At 68.6% G+C, this 19,184-nt stretch carries 18 protein-coding genes; 9 read left to right on the top strand and 9 right to left on the bottom strand.

What is annotated here, in order from left to right; genetic code table 11:
- The first annotated feature begins 73 nt into the window (after positions 1-73).
- The 3 genes from M1L61_RS22065 to M1L61_RS22055 are packed head-to-tail and all read left to right on the top strand — an operon-like array spanning position 74 to position 2,302.
- The gene (locus M1L61_RS22065; RefSeq protein WP_010482217.1) at positions 74-991 is read left to right on the top strand and encodes a bestrophin family ion channel; all 918 of its coding nucleotides are present in this window, start codon (positions 74-76) and stop codon (positions 989-991) included.
- Positions 992-1,010: 19 nt separating this feature from the next.
- Positions 1,011-2,000: a porphobilinogen synthase gene (gene hemB, locus M1L61_RS22060; RefSeq protein WP_010482215.1), complete on the top strand. Its 990-nt coding sequence runs from the start codon at positions 1,011-1,013 to the stop codon at positions 1,998-2,000.
- A 32-nt stretch (positions 2,001-2,032) separates the two neighbouring features.
- Positions 2,033-2,302: a hypothetical protein gene (locus tag M1L61_RS22055; RefSeq protein WP_010482214.1), complete on the top strand. Its 270-nt coding sequence runs from the start codon at positions 2,033-2,035 to the stop codon at positions 2,300-2,302.
- A gap of 55 nt (positions 2,303-2,357) precedes the next feature.
- Here the strand turns inward: M1L61_RS22055 and M1L61_RS22050 are convergent, their stop codons facing one another.
- Entirely contained in the window at positions 2,358-3,230 is an 873-nt protein-coding gene (locus M1L61_RS22050) for a hypothetical protein (RefSeq protein ID WP_248854803.1), read from the bottom strand.
- A 48-nt stretch (positions 3,231-3,278) separates the two neighbouring features.
- Here M1L61_RS22050 and aroE point away from each other — a divergent pair, with 48 nt between their 5' ends.
- From aroE to dinG, 3 genes are all read left to right on the top strand, one after another.
- Positions 3,279-4,124, top strand: coding sequence for a shikimate dehydrogenase (aroE, locus tag M1L61_RS22045; protein ID WP_248854120.1), 846 nt, complete (start codon positions 3,279-3,281; stop codon positions 4,122-4,124).
- A gap of 3 nt (positions 4,125-4,127) precedes the next feature.
- Entirely contained in the window at positions 4,128-4,481 is a 354-nt protein-coding gene (locus M1L61_RS22040) for a hypothetical protein (RefSeq protein ID WP_029379808.1), read from the top strand.
- A gap of 167 nt (positions 4,482-4,648) precedes the next feature.
- Complete coding sequence (dinG, locus tag M1L61_RS22035; protein WP_248854119.1) at positions 4,649-6,751, top strand: ATP-dependent DNA helicase DinG; 2,103 nt, start codon at positions 4,649-4,651, stop codon at positions 6,749-6,751.
- A 38-nt stretch (positions 6,752-6,789) separates the two neighbouring features.
- Here the strand turns inward: dinG and M1L61_RS22030 are convergent, their stop codons facing one another.
- The gene (locus M1L61_RS22030; protein WP_197616636.1) at positions 6,790-7,401 is read right to left on the bottom strand and encodes a hypothetical protein; all 612 of its coding nucleotides are present in this window, start codon (positions 7,399-7,401) and stop codon (positions 6,790-6,792) included.
- Between the two features lie 138 nt (positions 7,402-7,539).
- On the bottom strand, positions 7,540-9,378 hold the full coding sequence (ilvD, locus tag M1L61_RS22025; RefSeq protein WP_248854118.1) for a dihydroxy-acid dehydratase: 1,839 nt from the start codon (positions 9,376-9,378) through the stop codon (positions 7,540-7,542).
- A gap of 466 nt (positions 9,379-9,844) precedes the next feature.
- Here ilvD and M1L61_RS22020 point away from each other — a divergent pair, with 466 nt between their 5' ends.
- The 3 genes from M1L61_RS22020 to M1L61_RS22010 all read left to right on the top strand — a co-directional run bounded on the left by M1L61_RS22020 (position 9,845) and on the right by M1L61_RS22010 (position 12,223).
- Positions 9,845-10,417, top strand: a complete 573-nt coding sequence (locus M1L61_RS22020; protein ID WP_005420172.1) for a DUF1190 domain-containing protein — start codon at positions 9,845-9,847, stop codon at positions 10,415-10,417.
- A 7-nt stretch (positions 10,418-10,424) separates the two neighbouring features.
- Positions 10,425-11,603, top strand: a complete 1,179-nt coding sequence (locus tag M1L61_RS22015) for a glutathionylspermidine synthase family protein (RefSeq protein ID WP_010482203.1) — start codon at positions 10,425-10,427, stop codon at positions 11,601-11,603.
- 203 nt (positions 11,604-11,806) lie between these two features.
- Positions 11,807-12,223, top strand: a complete 417-nt coding sequence (locus tag M1L61_RS22010; RefSeq protein WP_010482202.1) for a hypothetical protein — start codon at positions 11,807-11,809, stop codon at positions 12,221-12,223.
- A 104-nt stretch (positions 12,224-12,327) separates the two neighbouring features.
- Here the strand turns inward: M1L61_RS22010 and M1L61_RS22005 are convergent, their stop codons facing one another.
- From M1L61_RS22005 to M1L61_RS21980, 6 genes are read right to left on the bottom strand one after another with little or no spacing between them, the layout of a single operon-like run.
- Positions 12,328-13,626, bottom strand: a complete 1,299-nt coding sequence (locus tag M1L61_RS22005; protein WP_248854117.1) for a DUF58 domain-containing protein — start codon at positions 13,624-13,626, stop codon at positions 12,328-12,330.
- Positions 13,623-14,609, bottom strand: a complete 987-nt coding sequence (locus tag M1L61_RS22000; RefSeq protein ID WP_014648782.1) for a MoxR family ATPase — start codon at positions 14,607-14,609, stop codon at positions 13,623-13,625. Before M1L61_RS22000 ends, M1L61_RS22005 begins: the two co-directional genes overlap by 4 nt.
- Positions 14,606-15,790 carry a DUF4350 domain-containing protein gene (locus tag M1L61_RS21995; protein WP_164191643.1) on the bottom strand — a complete coding sequence of 395 codons (1,185 nt, stop codon included), beginning with the start codon at positions 15,788-15,790 and terminating at the stop codon, positions 14,606-14,608. The genes M1L61_RS22000 and M1L61_RS21995 overlap by 4 nt, the downstream gene beginning before the upstream one ends.
- Positions 15,787-17,409 carry a DUF4129 domain-containing protein gene (locus M1L61_RS21990; RefSeq protein WP_248854116.1) on the bottom strand — a complete coding sequence of 541 codons (1,623 nt, stop codon included), beginning with the start codon at positions 17,407-17,409 and terminating at the stop codon, positions 15,787-15,789. The genes M1L61_RS21995 and M1L61_RS21990 overlap by 4 nt, the downstream gene beginning before the upstream one ends.
- On the bottom strand, positions 17,399-18,391 hold the full coding sequence (locus M1L61_RS21985) for a stage II sporulation protein M (RefSeq protein WP_010482197.1): 993 nt from the start codon (positions 18,389-18,391) through the stop codon (positions 17,399-17,401). Before M1L61_RS21985 ends, M1L61_RS21990 begins: the two co-directional genes overlap by 11 nt.
- Positions 18,388-19,077, bottom strand: coding sequence for an RDD family protein (locus tag M1L61_RS21980; RefSeq protein ID WP_248854115.1), 690 nt, complete (start codon positions 19,075-19,077; stop codon positions 18,388-18,390). The genes M1L61_RS21985 and M1L61_RS21980 overlap by 4 nt, the downstream gene beginning before the upstream one ends.
- Positions 19,078-19,184: the final 107 nt, after the last annotated feature.

Raw genomic sequence — 19,184 nt, 5'->3', positions numbered from 1 at the left:
GGCAGGGGCGTACAATGAATGGCTGCGCGAGCCCCCCGCGTGCCTGTGAATCCGCGCCCGGCGCGGCTGCCCCATGATCATCCGACCCCGTCCCCACGGCTGGCAACTGCTGTACATCCTGCGCGGTTCGATCGTCAAAGCGATCGCGCCCAAGGTGCTGGCCATCCTGATCCTGTCCATCGCCGTGGCCGCGGTGGTCGAGCTGGCGCCGCCCACCGGCATCGAACGCGTGTCGGTCACGCCGTTCACCCTGCTTGGCCTGGTGCTGTCGATCTTCCTCAGCTTCCGCAACAGCGCCTGCTACGAGCGCTGGTGGGAAGGCCGCAAGCTGTGGGGCCAGCTGGTCTACGAATCGCGTTCGCTGGCCCGCCAGGTGAACCTGCTGCTGGCCGATGACACCGGCCGCCGTCGCCGCATCGCCTATCTCACCACCGCCTTCGCCCATGCATTGGCCGGTCGCCTGCGCGGGCGCATCGTGGCGCTGATGGCCCTGCCGTGGCTGGACAAGCGCCAACGCGAACAACTCGGGCAGCGTGAGAACGTGCCCGACGCGCTGCTGTCGATGATCGCGGCCGAGCTGGCCCAGGCCCTGCGCGCCGGTGACCTCGACCCGATCCTCTACACCCAGCTGGAAGAGCGCCTGCACGCGATGTCGTCGATCCAGGCCGGCTGCGAGCGCATCCTCACCACCCCGCTGCCGTTCGCGTACACCCTGCTGCTGCACCGCTGCGCGTGGATGTTCTGCGTGCTGCTGCCGTTCGGCCTGGCCAGTTCGCTGGGCTGGGGCACGCCGGTGCTGTCGGCGGTGCTGGCCTATGCCTTCTTCGGCCTGGACCAGCTGGGCGAAGAAATGGAAGACCCGTTCGGCCTGGAGCCGAACGACCTGCCGCTGGACGCGCTGGTGCGCACGATCGAGATCGACCAGCTCGACGCGCTCGGCGAACGCCCATTGCCCGAACCCCTGCTGCCGCAGGGCTACCTGTTGCAATAGCCACTCCTCGGAGCCTGCCATGTCCCACCCGCTTTACCGCCCGCGCCGCATGCGCCATGACGAGTTCTCGCGCCGCCTGATGCGCGAGAACACGCTGACCACCGACGACCTGATCTACCCGGTGTTCGTGCACGAACTGGCCGGCCGCACCGCAGTGCCGTCGATGCCGGGCGTGGAGCGGCTGTCGATCGAAGAGCTGCTGAAGGTGGCCGAAGAAGCGCTGGAGCTGGGCATTCCGGTGATCGACCTGTTCCCGGTGATCGACCCGTCGCTGAAGTCGCTGGATGCATCGGCGGCGTGGGCCGAGGACGGTCTGGCGCAGCGTGCGATCCGCGCGCTGAAGTCACGCTTCCCGGAGCTGGGAGTGATGACCGACGTGGCGCTGGACCCGTACACCACCCACGGCCAGGACGGCATCATCGATGACAAGGGCTATGTGCTGAACGACATCACGGTCGAAGCGCTGGTCAAGCAGTCGGTGTCGCACGCCGAGGCCGGTGTGGACATCGTCTCGCCGTCGGACATGATGGACGGCCGCATCGGCGCGATCCGCCGTGCGCTGGATGCCGGCAACCACATCAATGTGCGCATCATGGCGTACTCGGCCAAGTACGCCTCGGCGTTCTACGGTCCGTTCCGTGATGCAGTGGGCAGCGCGGCCAGCCTCGGCAAGGCCGACAAGAAGACCTACCAGATGGACCCGGCCAACGGCGACGAGGCCCTGCGCGAGATCGCGCTGGACCTGGAAGAGGGTGCCGACATGGTGATGGTCAAGCCGGGCATGCCGTACCTGGACCTGGTGCGCCGGGTGAAGGAGACGTTCGGCGTGCCGACCTTCGCCTATCAGGTGAGTGGCGAGTACGCGATGATGAAGGCCGCCTTCGCCAACGGCTGGCTGGACGAGCGCGCCTGCGTGCTGGAGTCGCTGCTGGGCTTCAAGCGGGCCGGTGCCGACGGTGTGCTGACCTATTTCGCGCCGCAGGTGGCGCGATGGCTGCGCGAGCGCTGACAATAGCGCCACGATAGACGGAGGACTGTGCGATGGGACCCGAACTGGGATGGATGCAATGGTTGATCTGGGGCATCGGTACGCTGGTGTTCGGCGCCATCATCGTCGGTGTCTTCATCGCCGCATGGCGCGCGGGCAAGCGCCCGCCGGAGCAGCTCTCCGCCGCCCGCCACGTGGCCCGTGAGCAGGCCCTGCCGGAGAGCGTGCAGGCCGAGCTGGCCGCGCTGAACCAGCGCAAGGACAACGGCCAGTTGAGCGAAGTCGAGTACGAGCAGCAGCGCGCGAAGGTGTTGTCGCGCTGACGGGTGGGTGCCAACCTTGGTTGGCACTTTCCCGCATGCCAACCAAGGTTGGCATCTACCGGGCGGCAGGCACGCACCCCGCAACCGCCGCCACCTTCGGCACCGCCAACCGGTACACATCCACGCCACCGGCACGTGGCGCCTTCGCCGCACTGCTGGCAACCATCATCTCGCCCGGCTTGGCGTTGTCGATCACCGGCGCGCCGGTCCAGCCGCCGGCCTGGTTGAATGACAGCCCCAATGGCTGCAGCGCCGCGCGGGTCCACGCACAGCCGCTGCTCCACACCTGCGCGGTCGCGCCGCTGCCACGACTGAACACCACGGCGCCGTCGTTGCCCAGCCAGTCGCCGTCGGTCTCGTCGTCGGCGCTGTTCAACGCGGCCAACGCGGTGGCTGGGCCACGCACGCCCTGCGCGTCCAGTGACGCCACGAACAGGTCCCAGCCCGCGCCGCGACCCTGCTCGCGGGCGAACAACAGCCGCTTGCCGTCCGCACTCAGGGCCGGCCCGCGCTCTTCCCGGCGCCCACCATCGCCCGCCAAGGGCTGCGCCTTCCCGAGCTGGCCGTCGGCTTCCACCGTGGCCCGGTACAGCGCCAGCGCCCCCTCGCGGCCGGCCGCGAACAGCAGCCAGCGGCCATCACGGCTGAAGTAGGGATCGCGGGCCTCGCCGGCCACGCCCACCGGCAGCGCCTGCGCCTGCTGCCAGCGGCCCTCGACCACGCGCGCCTGCCACAGGCCCCAGCCCGCCTCGCCGCGGCGTGCGAACACGATGCGCTGGCCATCGGCGCTGATCGTGGCGCGGCCCTCGTCGGCACGGGTGGAGACCACGCCCATGCCTTCGATGCCGTACTCGTTCAACGCCATCGCCACGGGGGCAGAGAGTAGACTGGCGGCAAGCACCAGCAGGGGCGGGGTGATGCGCATCATCCGGGTCCGTGCACGAAAGAGCATCAGTCTAGCCAGCTTGAGGATTCCATGACCGACCGTTACGCCGTCTTCGGACACCCCGTTGCCCACTCGAAGTCGCCGCAGATCCACGCGACGTTCGGTCGCCAGGAAGGCATCGCGGTGGATTACCGCGCGATCGACCTGGCGCCGGATGCGTTCCTGGCCGGCCTGGAAGCCTTCGCCGCCGAAGGCGGTGTCGGCGCCAACGTCACCTCGCCGCACAAGGAGGCTGCGTTCTCGGTGTGCTCCACCCTGACCGCACGTGCGCGCCGCGCCGGCTCGGTGAACACGCTGCTGCGCAAGGGCGGCCGCTGGCATGGCGACACCACCGATGGCATCGGCCTGGTGCGTGACCTGACCGACCGTCATGGCCTGGACCTGCGTGGCCGCCGCATGCTGCTGATCGGTGCCGGTGGCTCCGCGCGCAGCGTCGCCCCGGCCTTCCTCGATGCCGGCATCACCGAGCTGGTGGTGGTCAACCGCACGCCGGAACGCGCCGATGAACTGATCGACGCGATGGGCGAACCGGGCCGCGCGATCAGCCGCTACTGGGAAGACCTGCGTGATCTGGGCGACTTCGAACTGATCGTCAATGCCACCTCGGCCGGCCGCGACCGCGACGTCGAGTTCAAGCTGCCGCTGTCGCTGGTCAATTCGATGACCACCGCCGTCGACCTGAACTACGGCGAGGCCGCCATCGCCTTCCTGGCCTGGGCACGTGCGGCGAACTGCCGCAATACCGTGGATGGCCTGGGCATGCTGGTCGAACAGGCGGCCGAGAGCTTCCTGCAGTGGCATGGCGTGCGACCGCAGACCGACGAGGTCTACCAGTCGCTGCGCCAGGGCTCGGCCGTGCTGGCCGGCGAGGACTGATCGATGGACAGCACAACGTTGATGGTGACCGTGCTGAGCATGGTCGGCGTGCGCCTGCCGGTACTGATCGCGCTGTGCATCGGCCTGGTCTGGGTGATCGGCGCACCGCGCGATGCCACCCGCACCGGCGCCCTGGTCGGCCTGGGGCTGTTGCTGCTGTCCAGCCTGGGTGGTCTGGCGGCGGGCATCCTGCCGATGTGGCTGGTCAGCAGTGGAAACTTCAGCGCCATCTCGGGCATGGGCGCCATCCTCGGCGTGCTGCATTTCGCGCTGGCGATGGTGGAGGCCATTGGCGTGGTGCTGCTGGTGTGGGCACTGGTGCGCCTGCTGCGGAGCCGTACGATCCCGGCGGCCTGACCGGTCGCGCCGGGCCATGCCCGGCGTATCTGGCCCCTGAGAGGTCCGGCCACCGGACCGTGACCGCCGCCAGGCGTCGTCGCTGGCCCGTTCAGGGTACCAGCGGCGGTGAACGTGGCCGGCCATGCGACAATGACCGGCCTGATCCAGCCACGGTACTTCCCGGCGTGACCGAAACCGTCGCCGCTCCGCGCACGCTTGATGACGCCTTGAAGGACGCGATCCGCAAGGCGTACACCACGCTGCAGGCCAATACCCCCGGCTTCTCCACCCGCCGCTCGCAGAGCCAGATGATCGGCGTGGTGTCGCGTGCGCTGTCGAAAAGTGGCGGCGTCGGCGTGGTCGAGGCGCCCACCGGCGTCGGCAAGAGCCTGGGCTACCTCACCGCGGGCGTACCCATTGCGCTGGCCAGCAAGAAGAAGCTGGTGATCAGTACCGGCACCGTGGCGCTGCAGTCGCAGCTGGTGGAGCGCGATATCCCGAATTTCCTCAAGGCCACCGGCCTGGAAGCGACCGTGGCGCTGGCCAAAGGCCGCACCCGCTATCTGTGCACGCGCAATGCTGCCGAGGCACAGGGTGAGGGCTCGCAGGGCGGCATGTTCGAGGATGACGCGCCGCTGTTTGATCGGCCGCTGGCGCCGATCGAAATGGACATCGCCAAGCGCCTGACCGATGCCTTCACCAGCGGCAGCTGGGATGGCGACATCGACAACGCACCGGAGACCATCAGCCCCGGCCTGCGCAGCCGCATCACCACGCCGGCCTCGGGCTGCGCCGGGCGCCGCTGTGCCTATTCGGCGCAGTGTGCGGTGCTGCGTTCGCGCAACACCGTGCGTGATGCGCAGATCGTCGTTACCAACCACGCGCTGCTGCTGTCGGCGCTGTCGATCGGCGACAGCGACAACGGCCAGCCGTTGATCGCGCCGCCGTCGGACATGCTGCTGGTGCTGGACGAAGGCCATCACATCGGCAACGTGGCGATCGACCAGGGCGCGGCCAGCCTGGCGCTGGATGAAATGGCCAAGCGCACCGGCCGCCTGCAGATCCTGATCGCCGGTGCCTACCGCGCGGTCGACAAGGACCGCCTCGGCAACCTGCTGCCGAACGAAGCGATCGAAGTGGCCAGCAACGTGGCCAAGCAGTTGCGCGCGTTCCGCGATCATATCGAGCGCGTGTGGATGCTGGCGCCGGCGGACGAAGAGCCGATGTGGCGCGCGGCCAATGGGCGACTGCCCGAGGCCTGGCGCGAGCCGATCGAGGCGCTGGCTGACGATACCCGCAGCCTCTACAACTGGGCGCATGCCGCCACCGCGCAGGTCGCCAAGGGCAAGCCGGACGATGCCGCGCGCGAGCGCCTGCAGCGCAACCTGGGCATGGCGCTGGAAATGATCGAGCAGCAGTACAACCTGTGGCAGGCCTGGCGCCGCGAGGACAAGGACGGCGCGCCGCCGATGGCGCGCTGGGTCACCGCCACCCGCGACGGCGACCTGGTACTGCACGGCTCGCCGGTGTCGGCCGCGCACGTACTGCGCAAGCTGCTGTGGGATGAAGTGGATTCGGTGGTGATGACCTCGGCGACGCTGACCGGCGGTGGCGATTTCCAATCGCTGGCGATCGACAACGGCATTCCCGAAGAGGCCGAGATGGTTTCGCTGTCGTCGCCGTTCGACCTGCCCAACCAGGCCGAGCTGATCGTGCCGAAGTTCCCGGTCACGCCGGATGACCGCGAAGGCCATCCGCGCGAAGTGGCACGCTACCTCGACACCGAGCTGGATTGGGCCAAGGGCTCGATGGTGCTGTTCACCTCGCGCTGGAAGATGGAAAAGGTGGCTGGCCTGATGTCGGCCGCGCGCCGCAAGCAGGTGCTGGTGCAGGGCGAGATGTCCAAGACACGGCTGATCGATGAACACCTGCGCCGCGTCGCAGCGGGTGAAGGCTCGGTACTGTTCGGCCTGAACTCGTTCGGCGAAGGCCTCGACCTGCCCGGTGAAGCCTGCACCACGGTGGTGATCACCCAGGTGCCGTTCGCGGTGCCGACCGACCCGCAGACCGCCACCCTCAGCGAATGGTTCGAGGGGCGTGGGCTCAATGCGTTCAACCTGATCGCCATTCCGCACGCGCTGCGCACGCTGACCCAGTTCGCCGGCCGGCTGATCCGCACCTCCACCGACACCGGCCGCGTGGTCATCCTCGATTCGCGGCTGCTGACCCGCCGCTACGGCAAGCGCATCATCGACGCCCTGCCGCCGTTCAAGCGCGTGATTGGTTGACGGGTGCTGGTAGCGCAGGCCATGCCCGGCGGAGGGCCTCAACGGCCTTCCGGATTCCGGCAGCCTGGCCCATAGGCCTTCACGTAGGGTTTGCCGAAGCAGCGCAGCAGTCCATCAAGCACGTCCAGGTTCGGCGGCCACGGCATCTGCACCTGCTGCCCGCCCTCGGTGGTGAAGTGGTAGCGGCCGTCCTTGATGTTCTCCGCCATCGCGGTGGGCGTCGGTATCGCGACCAGCCTCGCACGAGCCTTCTCCAGGGCGCTGCGGTCCTGGCGCAGGAACGCGACCATGCCGTCCACGTAGGCATTCCAGTAACCCGGGTCGCTCCCGTTTACTGGCTTGTGGCTGCGTTCCATCAGCGCAATCGCCTGCGCGGTCTGCCCCAGCTCCGCGCGCAGCTGGCCCTCGTGCCACGTGATGATGACATTGCCTTCCGCTTTGGGCAGTGCGCCGTAGGCGGACAGCAGGTCGGCCGCTTCGCGGGTACAGCCGCGGTCGGCCAACGGGCGCCAGCCACCTTCCAGGTCCTGATCGAACCGGCCAGGTTCCATCGCCAGCATCGCTGCACGGTCGTAGCTGCAGTCGGGTGCTTTTGGCGGTTCGGCTGCTGCACCCATGGCAGCGGCCAGCGCAAAGGAAAGCAACATCATCTCAACCTCCGTGTTGGTGACTTCCTGGACCACCATAACGGATCAGGATGGGGAGCGCCGGCCGCCGGCCGGCAACCTCATTGATGTGGAGCGTCGCAGTACAGATGCCGGCCAGCGGCCGGCACTACCGTATGCCGGTCAATCGCCCAGAAGCGCGGCGTTGCGCACGGCGCCCTTGTCTGCGCTGGTGGCAAGCAGGGCGTAGGCCTTCAGGGCGCTGGTGACCTTGCGCGGGCGCGGCGCACGCGGCTTCCAGCCGCGGGCATCGGCGTCGGCGCGGCGTTGCGCCAGGGTGGCCTCATCCAGCAGCAGATCAATGCGGCGGGCCGGAATGTCGATGCGGATGCGGTCGCCATCTTCCACCAGGCCGATCGCGCCGCCGCTGGCCGCTTCCGGCGAGACGTGGCCGATCGACAGGCCCGAGGTGCCGCCGGAGAAGCGGCCATCCGTGAGCAGCGCGCACTGTTTGCCCAGCCCCTTCGACTTCAGATAGCTGGTCGGGTACAGCATTTCCTGCATGCCCGGGCCACCCTTCGGGCCTTCGTAGCGGATCACCACCACCTCGCCGGGTTGCACTTCGTCGGCGAGGATGCCGGCGACGGCCGCGTCCTGGCTTTCATAGACGCGCGCAGGGCCTTCGAACACGTGGATCGACTCGTCCACGCCGGCGGTCTTCACCACGCAGCCATCCACGGCCAGGTTGCCGCGCAGCACGGCGAGGCCGCCTTCCAGTGAGTACGCGTGCTGCAGCGAGCGGATGCAGCCTTCAGCGCGGTCGATGTCCAGCGTCGGCCAGCGCGTGGCCTGGCTGAAGGCTTCCTGGGTGGGAATGCCGGCCGGGCCCGCCTTGAAGAAGGTGTGCAGGGTGTCGTTGTCACTGCGCACCACGTCCCAGCGTTCCAGCGCTTCGGCTAGGCTGGTGCTGTGTACGGTCGGCACCGAGGTATTGAGCAGGCCGGCGCGGTCCAGCTCGCCGAGGATGCCGAACACGCCGCCGGCGCGATGCACGTCCTCGACGTGGTACTTCGGTGTGTTCGGCGCCACCTTGCACAGCTGCGGTACGCGCCGCGACAGCGCGTCGATATGGGTCAGGTCGAAGTCGACCTCCGCTTCCTGCGCGGCGGCCAGCAGGTGCAGGATGGTGTTGGTGGAACCGCCCATGGCGATATCCAGGGTCATTGCATTGGCGAACGCGGCCTGGGTGGCGATGCCGCGCGGCAGCGCGCTCGGGTCTTCGCCGCCATACCAGCGATGGCAGAGTTCGACGATCAGGCGCCCGGCACGGCGGAACAGCGCCTCACGGTCGGCGTGGGTGGCCAGCGTGGTGCCGTTGCCGGGCAGCGACAGGCCCAGCGCCTCGGTCAGGCAGTTCATCGAGTTGGCGGTGAACATGCCCGAGCAGGAGCCGCAGGTAGGGCAGGCGCTGCGCTCGAATGCGGCCACCTTCTCGTCGGAGGCGCTGTCATCGGCGGCCACCACCATTGCATCGACCAGGTCCAGCTTGTGCTCGGACAGCTTGGTCTTGCCCGCTTCCATCGGCCCGCCGGACACGAACACCACCGGGATGTTCAGGCGCAGCGCGGCCATCAGCATGCCGGGGGTGATCTTGTCGCAGTTGCTGATGCACACCAGTGCGTCGGCACAGTGCGCGTTGACCATGTACTCCACGGCGTCGGCGATGATCTCGCGGCTGGGCAGCGAATACAGCATGCCGTCGTGGCCCATCGCGATGCCGTCGTCCACGGCGATGGTGTTGAATTCCTTGGCGACGCCGCCGACCTGTTCGATCTCGCGCGCGACCAGCTGGCCGAGGTCCTTCAGGTGCACGTGGCCGGGCACGAACTGGGTGAAGGAGTTGGCGATGGCGATGATCGGCTTGTGGAAGTCGCCGTCCTTCATGCCGGTGGCACGCCACAGGGCGCGGGCGCCGGCCATGTTGCGGCCGGCGGTGGAGGTACGGGAACGGTATTCGGGCATGGCTGGCGGAACGGGCGGGCCGTACGACGTGGGAGTCAGCCGATCATGGCCAATTTTTTCGGTTGCTGCTGCAACCACCGGAGGTGGTCCGGCCGGGCTGCGCCCGGCACCCGCCGAAGCAACGGCCGAAGCAACAGCGGGCTTCCTGCGGGAGGCGGGGTGGGTCCGCTGGCGGGGGACGCCGTAAACCCTTCCTTGGGGGCTTGACCGCGGCATCCATGCCGCGGACACCCCCGCCAGCGGACCCACCCCGCCTTCGACAGTTTCCCGCGATCTGTCGGGGCCGGCGCTCTGCGTTGCTCGTGGTAGGTGTCGACCTTGGTCGACACGATGGATCCACGCCACGCGTGGATGATGGGGAACGACGAAAATGAAAGGCCGTTCATCTTTCCCACTTTGCCGATTCCGGTTGCTGGCCCGGATTTGGCATCATTGGGGCATTGATCCGTCGACAGGGCATGAGGCCATGAAACGTTCCCGCACCACCGCGCTGCTGCTGATGAGCGCCGCGCCGCTGCTGTTCACCGCCTGCCAGAAGGAGCCGGAGGTGAAGGTGCAGGAAGGCCTGTACACCTCGGTGGAAGCCTGCACCGAGGCCACCGGCGATCCGTCGTCGTGCCGCAATGCCTTCGCCGAAGCGCAGAAGCAGGCCGCCGATGCGGCGCCGAAGTACGCCAGCAAGGAAGCCTGCGAGAAGGACTACAAGCCGGAACAGTGCGTGCAGCAGCACACGTCGGCGGGTACCTCGTTCATCGGCCCGATGATGATGGGCTTCTTCATGTCGCAGATGCTGAGCAACCGCGGCGGCCTCGCCCCGCAGGCGCCGGCGTCGGCACCGGCTTACCAGGACAAGAACGCTGGCTGGGCGCGCCCGGCACCGGGCGGCACCGGTGGCCTGAACACCGCCAGCGGCATCGGTGCCGGCAAGGCTGGCCTGGCGCCGGTCACCAGCGAGCCGAACCGTGCGGTCACTGCCAGCCGTGGTGGCTTCGGCAACACCAGCGCACGCCGCAGCACCAGCGGCAGCTACGGCGGCTGATCGACCCATGCAGCGCATCCGGATTGCCGAGCGTGCCCAGTGGCGGGTACGCGCGGAAGAGGCGGGTTTCCGCTTCCACACCATCGACGGCCAGCCGTACTGGGATGAAAGCGCGTACTACGCCTTCACCCTGCGCCAGATCGAACAGGACATCGAAGACCCCAGCGCCGAGCTGCACCAGATGGCGCTGGACCTGGTGGGCGATGTCATCGCCAGTGAACGGTTGATGGACCAGCTGGCGATTCCGTCGCACTACCGCGACTGGATCGCCGACAGCTGGCGCCAGCGCCAGCCACACCTGTACGGGCGCCTGGACCTGGCCTACGACGGTACCGGCCCGGCCAAGCTGTACGAACTGAACTACGACACGCCGACCTCGCTGTTCGAGGCCAGCTTCTTCCAATGGCAGTGGCTGGAAGACCAGCGCAACGCCGGCCGCCTGCCGCAGCATGCTGATCAGTTCAACGCCATCCACGAGGCGCTGGTTGAACGCTTCGGCGAACTGGCCACGCAGCTGCCGCCGCCGCTGTACTTCAGCGCGGTGGGCAGTTCCGAAGAAGACCGTGGCACGGTTGACTACCTGCGCGACTGCGCCTCGCAGGCCGGCCTGCATGGCCAGGCCATCGCCATCGAGGATATCGGTCTGTCCGAGGACGGCCGCTTCACCGCGCTGGATGATTCGGTGATCGGCACGCTGTTCAAGCTGTATCCGCTGGAAGACCTGATGGCCGAGGAATTCGGTCGCGCGCTGCCCGGCTCGGGCGTGCAGCTGCTGGAACCGGCCTGGAAGGCAGTATTGAGCAACAAGGGCATCCTGCCGCTGCTGTGGCAGCGCAACGTGGGCCATCCGAACCTGCTGGAAGCGCACTTCGATGACGGCAGTGCACTGGCCTCGGGCTGGGTGCGCAAGCCGCTGTTCTCGCGCGAAGGCGCGAACATCGAGATGCACCTGGCCGATGGCAGCACCCAGCGCAGCGACGGTCCCTATGATGGCCCGGCGATCATCCAGCGCGCGCATCCGCTGACCCGCATCGAAGGCGGCTACCCGCTGATCGGCAGCTGGGTGGTGGGTGACCACGCCTGCGGCATCGGTATCCGCGAGGACGACAGCGCGATCACCCGCGACAGTGCGCGCTTCGTGCCGCACGCGATCGTTGATGAGGCGCCGACGCGGATCTACGTCTGATGGTCGCAGGGCGCCACCGGGACGACGGTCACTCCCTGCTGCGCTATGCAGACCGGGTGGCGGTGCGTTGCAATCGATGTGACACGCCGGGTTGGGTGGTAGGTACGCCTGATTCACGCCGCTTCCGGTGCCTGGGTTGCAGCCAGGCATTGAACGGCGGCTGCGGTTGCAGCCGCTGTGGCTCCGGAGACTGGGTAGGACCGGTGCGCTACAGCGGTTACCGGCCGTGTGGTTATTGCGGCCACCAGTGGGTACGCATCGAGGTACGTCGTGCCCGTGCCACCACGCCGCTGCGGACCATGGCTGCGGACTGCAGCCAATGTGGGCGCAGCAGCGACGTCGAGGTCACCCGGTCGCGGTGGCTTGGCAACGAAGCCATCGACCCGGACTTCGGCCTGCCTTTGAGGTTGGTGGAAAAAACCTCGGCTGGCCTGCTGTGGGCGTATAACGCCGAGCACCTGCAGGCATTGCACGACTACGCCGCGGCCAGACTGCGCGAAGGCAGCGGCCATCACCGATCCATGTTCTCGCGCCTGCCGCAGTGGATGAAGCTGGCCCGCAACCGGGTGTTGCTGCAGCGTGCGGTGGAGCGGTTGCAGCGGCGATTGCTGCAGGGGTAGTGCCGGCCGCTGGCCGGCAATCGCCGTTGGTAGATGCCGACATTGGTCGGCGCTGTGGGTTTCGTGCCAACCAAGGTTGGCACCCACCAGCGCGATCGTTGGTATCAGAGCAATCCTTCGCGCTTCACCGCCAGGTAGCGCTCCACCAGCGCGCCGGGCAGGGCATCGGCGGTCACGTCCAGCACCATCACCTTCTCGCTGCGCAGTGCGTCGTGCGTCTTCGCGCGCTGCTGCAGGTAGAGTGCGGCGGCACCGGCCTGGGTGGCGTCTTCCAGTGTCTGCACTTCGCTGTCCAGCACGCCGTCCAGCTCGCGCTCGCGCAGGCTGGCCACGCATACCAGGTGGCGCCGCTGCAGCAGGCGCACTGCCGCCAGCAGGTCTTCGATGTCCTCGTCGCGCACGTTGCTGACCAGCATCACCAGCGCGCGCCGGCGCTGGCGCAGCGATACCTCGGTGGCCGCAGCCAGGTAGTCGGTGGCCACCGCGCGCGGCTGCAGGTCGTAGCTGGCGCGCAGCAGGTGCTCGACCGTGCCCATGCCACGCTGCGGTGCCACCCAGCGGCGTTCACCACCGGCAGCAAACAGGCCGGCGGCGTCACCCTGGCGCAGCGCCAGGTACGCCACCACCAGCGAAGCGTTCAAGGCGTGGTCGAAGTGCGAGAGCCCGCCTTCGCTGGCCAGCATGCGCCGGCCACTGTCGAGCATCAGCAGCAGCTGCTGGTTCTTCTCGTCCTGGTACTCGCGCGAGATCAGCTTGCGTGCACGCGCGGTGGCCTTCCAGTCGAGCTGGCGCAGGCTGTCGCCGATGCGGTACTCGCGCATCTGGTGGAAGTCGGTGCCCTCACCGCGGCGGCGCTTCACGTGCGCACCGACCAGCCGCGAGGCCTGGTCGGCACTGAACAATGCGAAGCGGGTGAGCGGCACGAAGTTCGGATAGACCCGCACGTCCAGCGCGGGAGGCAGCGTGCGTTGCTGCCACCACAGGCGCCACGGCGAGCGCATGCGCAGGTGCACGCCTTCAAAGCGGAAGTGCCCACGCTGCAGCGGCTGCAGGTGATAGTGCAGGGTGGAGGCGCTGCCGGCCTGCAGGCGCACGCGCTGCGGCAGCGATTCCAGCGGCCAGCCGCCGGGCACCAGGTCGAACACCTGCACCGTCATCGACGTGTCTGCCTGCAGCCGCAGCGCGGCCTCGCGGCGCACGCCCAGTGCCAGCGCTTCGGGCAGTTCGCGTTGCACCTGCGGCGACGGACGCCGCGACTGCCGCCACAGATCCATCAACGCCGGCACGGCAATCGCCAGTGCCGCCAGCGCCCAGCTCCAGCGCGGCAGCAACCCGCCCAGCACCAGGCCACCCAAGGCGGCCCAGGCCAGCAGCAGCGCCAGCAGCAGCGGGGCCGGCCTCATCGGCGCGGCGCTTCCACCTTGGCCAGCAGCGCGCCCAGCACGTCGTCGGCGTCCTGGCCTTCGATCTGCAGTTCCGGGGCCAGCGCGATGCGGTGGCGCAGCGCCGGGCGTGCGATGTCGCGCACATCATCCGGAGTGACGAAATCACGGCCGGCCAGCACCGCCTGCGCGCGCGAAGCACGCACCAGCGCGATGCTGCCACGGGGGCCGGCACCGACCGCGATACCCGGCCACTGCCGGGTGGCGGCAACGATGCGCACCGCGTAGTCGATCACTTCGTCATCGACGGTGATCGCCGCAGTGGCACGCTGCAGTTCCAGCAACTCGCCGGCACCGAGCACGCGCGGCACCTGACTCAGGTCGAAATCGCTGGCAGCACGACCACTGGTGATCGCGGTCACCATGCGCTTCTCGTCCTCCAGCTGCGGATAGTCGATCAGCACCTTCAGCAGGAAACGGTCCAGCTGCGCTTCCGGCAGCGGGTAGGTGCCCTCCTGCTCCAGCGGGTTCTGCGTGGCCAGCGCCATGAACGGCGGCGCCAGGGTGAAGGCCTTGCCTTCGATGGTCACCTGGCCTTCCTGCATCACTTCCAGCAGCGCCGACTGGGTCTTGGCCGGTGCACGGTTGATCTCATCGGCCAGCAGCAGATTGGTGAACACCGGGCCGCGGCGGATCTTGAAGCTCTCGCTCTTCGGGTCGTACACCGCGTGGCCGCTGACATCGCTGGGCATCAGGTCGGGGGTGAACTGCACGCGACCGTAGTCCAGCTCCAGGGCCTGGGCCAGCGCGCGCACCAGCAGCGTCTTGCCAAGCCCGGGCACGCCTTCGATCAGCACGTGGCCGCCGGCCAGCAGGGCCACCAGAATCTGGTCCAGCACATCGGCCTGGCCGATGAAGGCGTGTCCGACGGCGGTGCGGATGGCATCGACGCGTTCGATCAGGCGGGCGTTGGCGGCCGCCGGCAGCTCGGGGACTTCGGTCATAGCAGGGATCTCATCTGGAGCAGCAAGCGGATGCGCTCGCGCAGGGCGGAGGAATCGTGCGGCGGAGGGGGCGTGAGCGCGCTGGCAACGCGGCCTTGAGGCCACTTCAGCAGCTCGGCGATGGCCTGATCGCGTGGCGCACCCTCCAGTGCGGCCGCAACCGGTGCGCGCAGGCGCAGGCGGTGCAGGAACAGGGCGAGTACGGCCTCGTACAGGCGCGTACCGTGGCCGAAACGCAGCAGCAGTTCACCACTGGCACGCACGTGTTCCAGCAGCGAACGGCGTTCCAGTACCGGTGACGGCAGCAGGCTGCCGAAGCGCTGCGAGCGGCCCCACAACCAGCCCAGCAGGGCCAGCAGCAGTGGCGCCCACAGTGGCCAGCCCTGGTAGAACATGCGCGACCACAGCGACGGCGGGCGGCTGGCGTAGATCAGCCAGACCGCACCCTTGCCGTAGTTCGGATCGAGCAGATAGCGGGTCAGGTCGCGGTGCGACGCGTCGTGCAGGCCGTCGCTGGCCTTGCCCCCTGCCGATGCCAGGCGCGCTGCCGGTGAGTCCACCTCGCTGCGCATGAACTCCATGTCGGCCAGCACGCTCACCTTGCCCTGGCCATGGCGCAGGCGCGCAAACACCAGGTCGCGATCCGTGCCCCAGCGACGTTCGGCCTGTGCACTGGCGGCAAAACCCAGGGTGAAGCGGCGGCCTCCACAGAACTCAACGTGACCAGGATCGTCGTCGACATGGAACGGCTGGCAGTCGCTGCGCTGGAACAGGCTGTCCACGCCCAGCTGATCCAGCAGGGGCCCCTGCGTGCTGCCGGCATCGTCCTCGGCCGGTGGCGGCGTCCGCACCAGCAGGTGGCCGCCCCCGTCGACCCAGTCCAGCAGCGCGCTGGCGACGGGCGGCGGCAGTTCGCTGCTGTCCTGCAGCAGCACCACCGTGTCCTGCGGCCCCAGCGTCATTTGCCGCAGTTCCAGCCGTGGCCGCGAGTGCACGTCAATGCCGTCGGCGCGCAGGGCCTGGCCGAGCACGTACAGCGGGTTGTAGCCAGCTTCGCCCTGCGGCGGCAGCTGCACGGTCTCGGTCACCCGCTCATGCGTGCGCAGGTAAAGGATCGTCAGCGGTACACCGAACAGCACCACTGCACCGAGCAGCAGCGACCAGAACAGGCGCGGGCTCATGCCTGCCACCGGTACTGCTGGCGCAGCGTATCGGCCAATGCATCGAAATCGGCGCGGCTGGGCAGGCGGCCACCGTAGGCGGCGTACTGCCACATGCGCACGATGCGCGCGAACAGGTCACGGTCGCTGGCCTCGGGCATGCGCCGCGACGCGCGCAGGCATTGCGCTTCGGTGGCACCGGGTGGAAGCGCGATACCGCTGCGCTCGCCCACCGTGCGCACGCTGGCGCGGTACAGAAGGGCCAGCGCCTGCCGCGGCCGGCCCTGGTCCCAGAGCAGGCCGGCCTGGGTGGCCACGTCCGGCGGCAGCACCACCGGCAACTCCACCTGTTCCTCCACCACCGGCGGTGCGGCCTCGGCCTTGCGTCGGCCACTGCCCCGCAGCCACGGCAGCCACAGCCGTGCGGTCAGCAGCAGCACCAGCAGCAGGACGCCGAGCAGCCCCCACAGGCCCCATTCGGCCAGCCGCGCCAGCCAGGCGATGCCGTCCTTGCGCGCTTTGCGTTCACCGTTGCTGTTGGTGTCACGCTGCAGCTGCTTGTCTTCCTTCTTCTCTTCCTCGGCCTGTTCGATCGGCTTCCAGCGGGTGACCTGGCGGGTCGGGCGCTGCAGCGGGTCTTCATAGGCGCGGTTCACTGCCTGACGGAAACCGGCGGTGTCCACCGGCGTACCGCCGAAGATCATTGCCGGGGTGTTGGCCGGGTCGATGGTCGGTGCTTCGTCGCTTTCCTCGGCGTCGATGCCACGGTCGTTGGGCTTGCCCATGGCGCGTTCGGGCTCGGCGTCTGTGTCCTGCGCATGCACCGGTGCGGAGACCAGCGGCAGTGCCAGGCACAGCAGCAGGGCCAGCGTCGATGCCGCCGGCAGCAGCCGCTCGCGCAGGCGGCGCAGGGCGATCTCCACATCCCAGGCTTCCATCTGCGTGCGCCGGTTCAAGTACAGGCCAAAGCCCGCACCGACGAAGAACGGGCCGATCAGCACCGAGGCCAGCCAGCACGCCAGGTTGAAGCCCAGCCGTGCCCATGCGGGGGTGTCCTGGCCGATCATGTCCCATGCGGCGCGCCATGATTCGGACATCAGCTCCAGTGGCATGAACATGAACACCGCACCGATCGCGCCGGACACCAGCACGGCTTCGAACGCCATGCAGGTCACGGTCAGTACCAGTGCCGCGCCCACTGCGCCGGCTGCCACTGCACGACGACGTGGGCCGCGCTGGCCCGGTGTGTTGCCTTCCAGCAGGTTCACCGACAGGCACAGGCTGCGCAGCACGCTGAAACGACGCCAACCCAGGTAGCCCCAGAAGCCGCTGTTGCCCCAGTGACGTTGCGCACGCAGCGCGGCCAGCGTGCCGACTGGTTCACCGAAGATGCCGCGCGACAGCACATACAGCGGCGCACGTTCGAACAGCGGTTTGCACCACCACATCGCCAGCCAGGCCCAGCCGAAGGCATCCAGCCACCAGCCCAGCGCGTTGAAGATCACGAACAGCGGTGCACTGGCCAGCAGCCAGCTGCCCCACAGCGCGCGCGCGTGACGGCGGGACAGCGCGGTGCCCAGCTCCATCGCTTCCCAGCCACTGCGGGCACGCAGCGCCACGTCCAGGTGGTCAATGCGCATGGCCAGCTCCACGTCCGCCGCGCCACAGCCACAGCAGCACGCCGGCCCACAACACACCGGCCACGCTGAACTTGCCCCATGCAGGTACTTCGGCGATCGATGACCAGAAGGCTTCGATGAAGGCGGCCACCAACAGCATGAAGGCGACGCCGAGGCACAGCCGCGCGCCGATGCGGCCGCCGTCGACCAGTGCGTCCAGGCGGCTGCGCCGGCCCGGCGCCAGCAGCTTCATGCCCAGCTGCAGGCCGGCACCGCCAGCGATCACGATCGCAGTCAGCTCGAAGGCGCCGTGGCCGACCACGAAGCGCCAGAACGGGTCGCCATGGCCGATGTGCTGCAGGTGGCCGGCCACTGAACCGATGATCACGCCGTTGAACAGCAGCACCAGCAGCGTGCCCAGCCCGGCCAGCAGTCCGCTGGCGAAGGTGCGCAGGGCGATGCTGATGTTGTTCATGATGTAGTGGCCGAACATCATCCAGTCGGTGCCGCTGTCACGCCCCAGGCGCTCGGCAGCGGGATCGTACATGCGCTCCATCTCTGCGATCTGGCGGTTGTCCATCAGCATGTGGATCAGGTCCGGATAGACCTGCACCAGCACGAAGCAGGCCACCGCCGGCAGCGCGAACATCGCCAGCGCTACCCACATGCTGCGCGCCTGGCTGCGCACCAGCAGCGGGAAGTCGGCCACCAGGAACTCCAGGGCACCCCGCCAACGTGTCGGCGGCGTGCGGTACAGCACGCTGTGGCCCTGCTGCATCAGCTGCTGCAGGCGCTGCACCAGCTGCGGGCTGTAGCCGCGCTCGCGGGCCAGCGCCAGCTGCTGGCACAGCCGCCGGTAGCGCTGCGGGAAGGTAGTGTCGTCCAGTGCCAGGCCGCTTGCCTTGCGGCGCGTGCGGCGTGAGGCGCCGGCACGCAGCAGCAGCCACTGCTCCAGGTCCTGCCATTCCCGCTGGTAGCGGGCGACGAACTGCTCCTGTTTCATCGTCGCCCCAGCAGCCAGTTGGCCATCGCATACAGGCGCAGAACGCCGACCTGGCCGTGGGTGCCGGTCAGTGGCTCGGCAATACCGGCCAGCTCCTGCTGGCGCGCCGCCGACAAGCGTGGCGCGCGCTCGGCGAAGGCCATCAGCGCGGCCTGTTCCTCTGGTCGCAGGGGCTGCGGCGGGGCCAGCACGCTGTCGATGGTCGGCGGCGGTGGCAGATACAGCGCGGGTGCATGCACCACCACGGTGCCGGCCACCAGGTCGCCGAGGCGGCGGCCATGCGGATCGAACAGGCTGCTGATCAGGCCCAGCGCATAGCCGAAGGGCAGCATGTCCACCGTGCGCAGCAGGTTGCGGGTGATCGCCGCCATCCAGCCTACCGGCGCGCCATCGCGGGACAGCACGCGCAGCCCCAGCGCACGCTTGCCCAGGGTGCGTCCCCACACTGCTTCGCAGACGATCGGGTAGGCCCAGTAGACCAGGAACATCAGCACCAGGTAGAGGCCGGAGCCGAACTTGTCCAGCAGCGCCAGCGGAATGGACACCAACACCAGTGCCGCGACGCGCACGCCGAGATCGACCAGCCAGGCCATCGCCCGCGGTACCGGGCCGGCGGCAGGCAACTGCAGCGGCACACCCTCTGGCGTCACCACCTCGCGGTAGGTATCGAGCATCGGTGCGGCCATCAGCGCGATGGCCTTCGTTGTGGGCGCCGGAGTCCTCTCCGGCAGGCAGCCACAGGCATGGGGGTCTCGACAGGTCCTGGTCGGGCCCAGACTTTAGCAGAGCCGCG

This window comes from Stenotrophomonas sp. NY11291 (assembly GCF_023277365.1).
In the GTDB taxonomy this organism is placed as follows: Bacteria; Pseudomonadota; Gammaproteobacteria; order Xanthomonadales; family Xanthomonadaceae; genus Stenotrophomonas; species Stenotrophomonas geniculata.
Note: the sequence above shows the minus strand (reverse complement) of the source record. Positions and strands in the feature narration are given on the sequence as shown.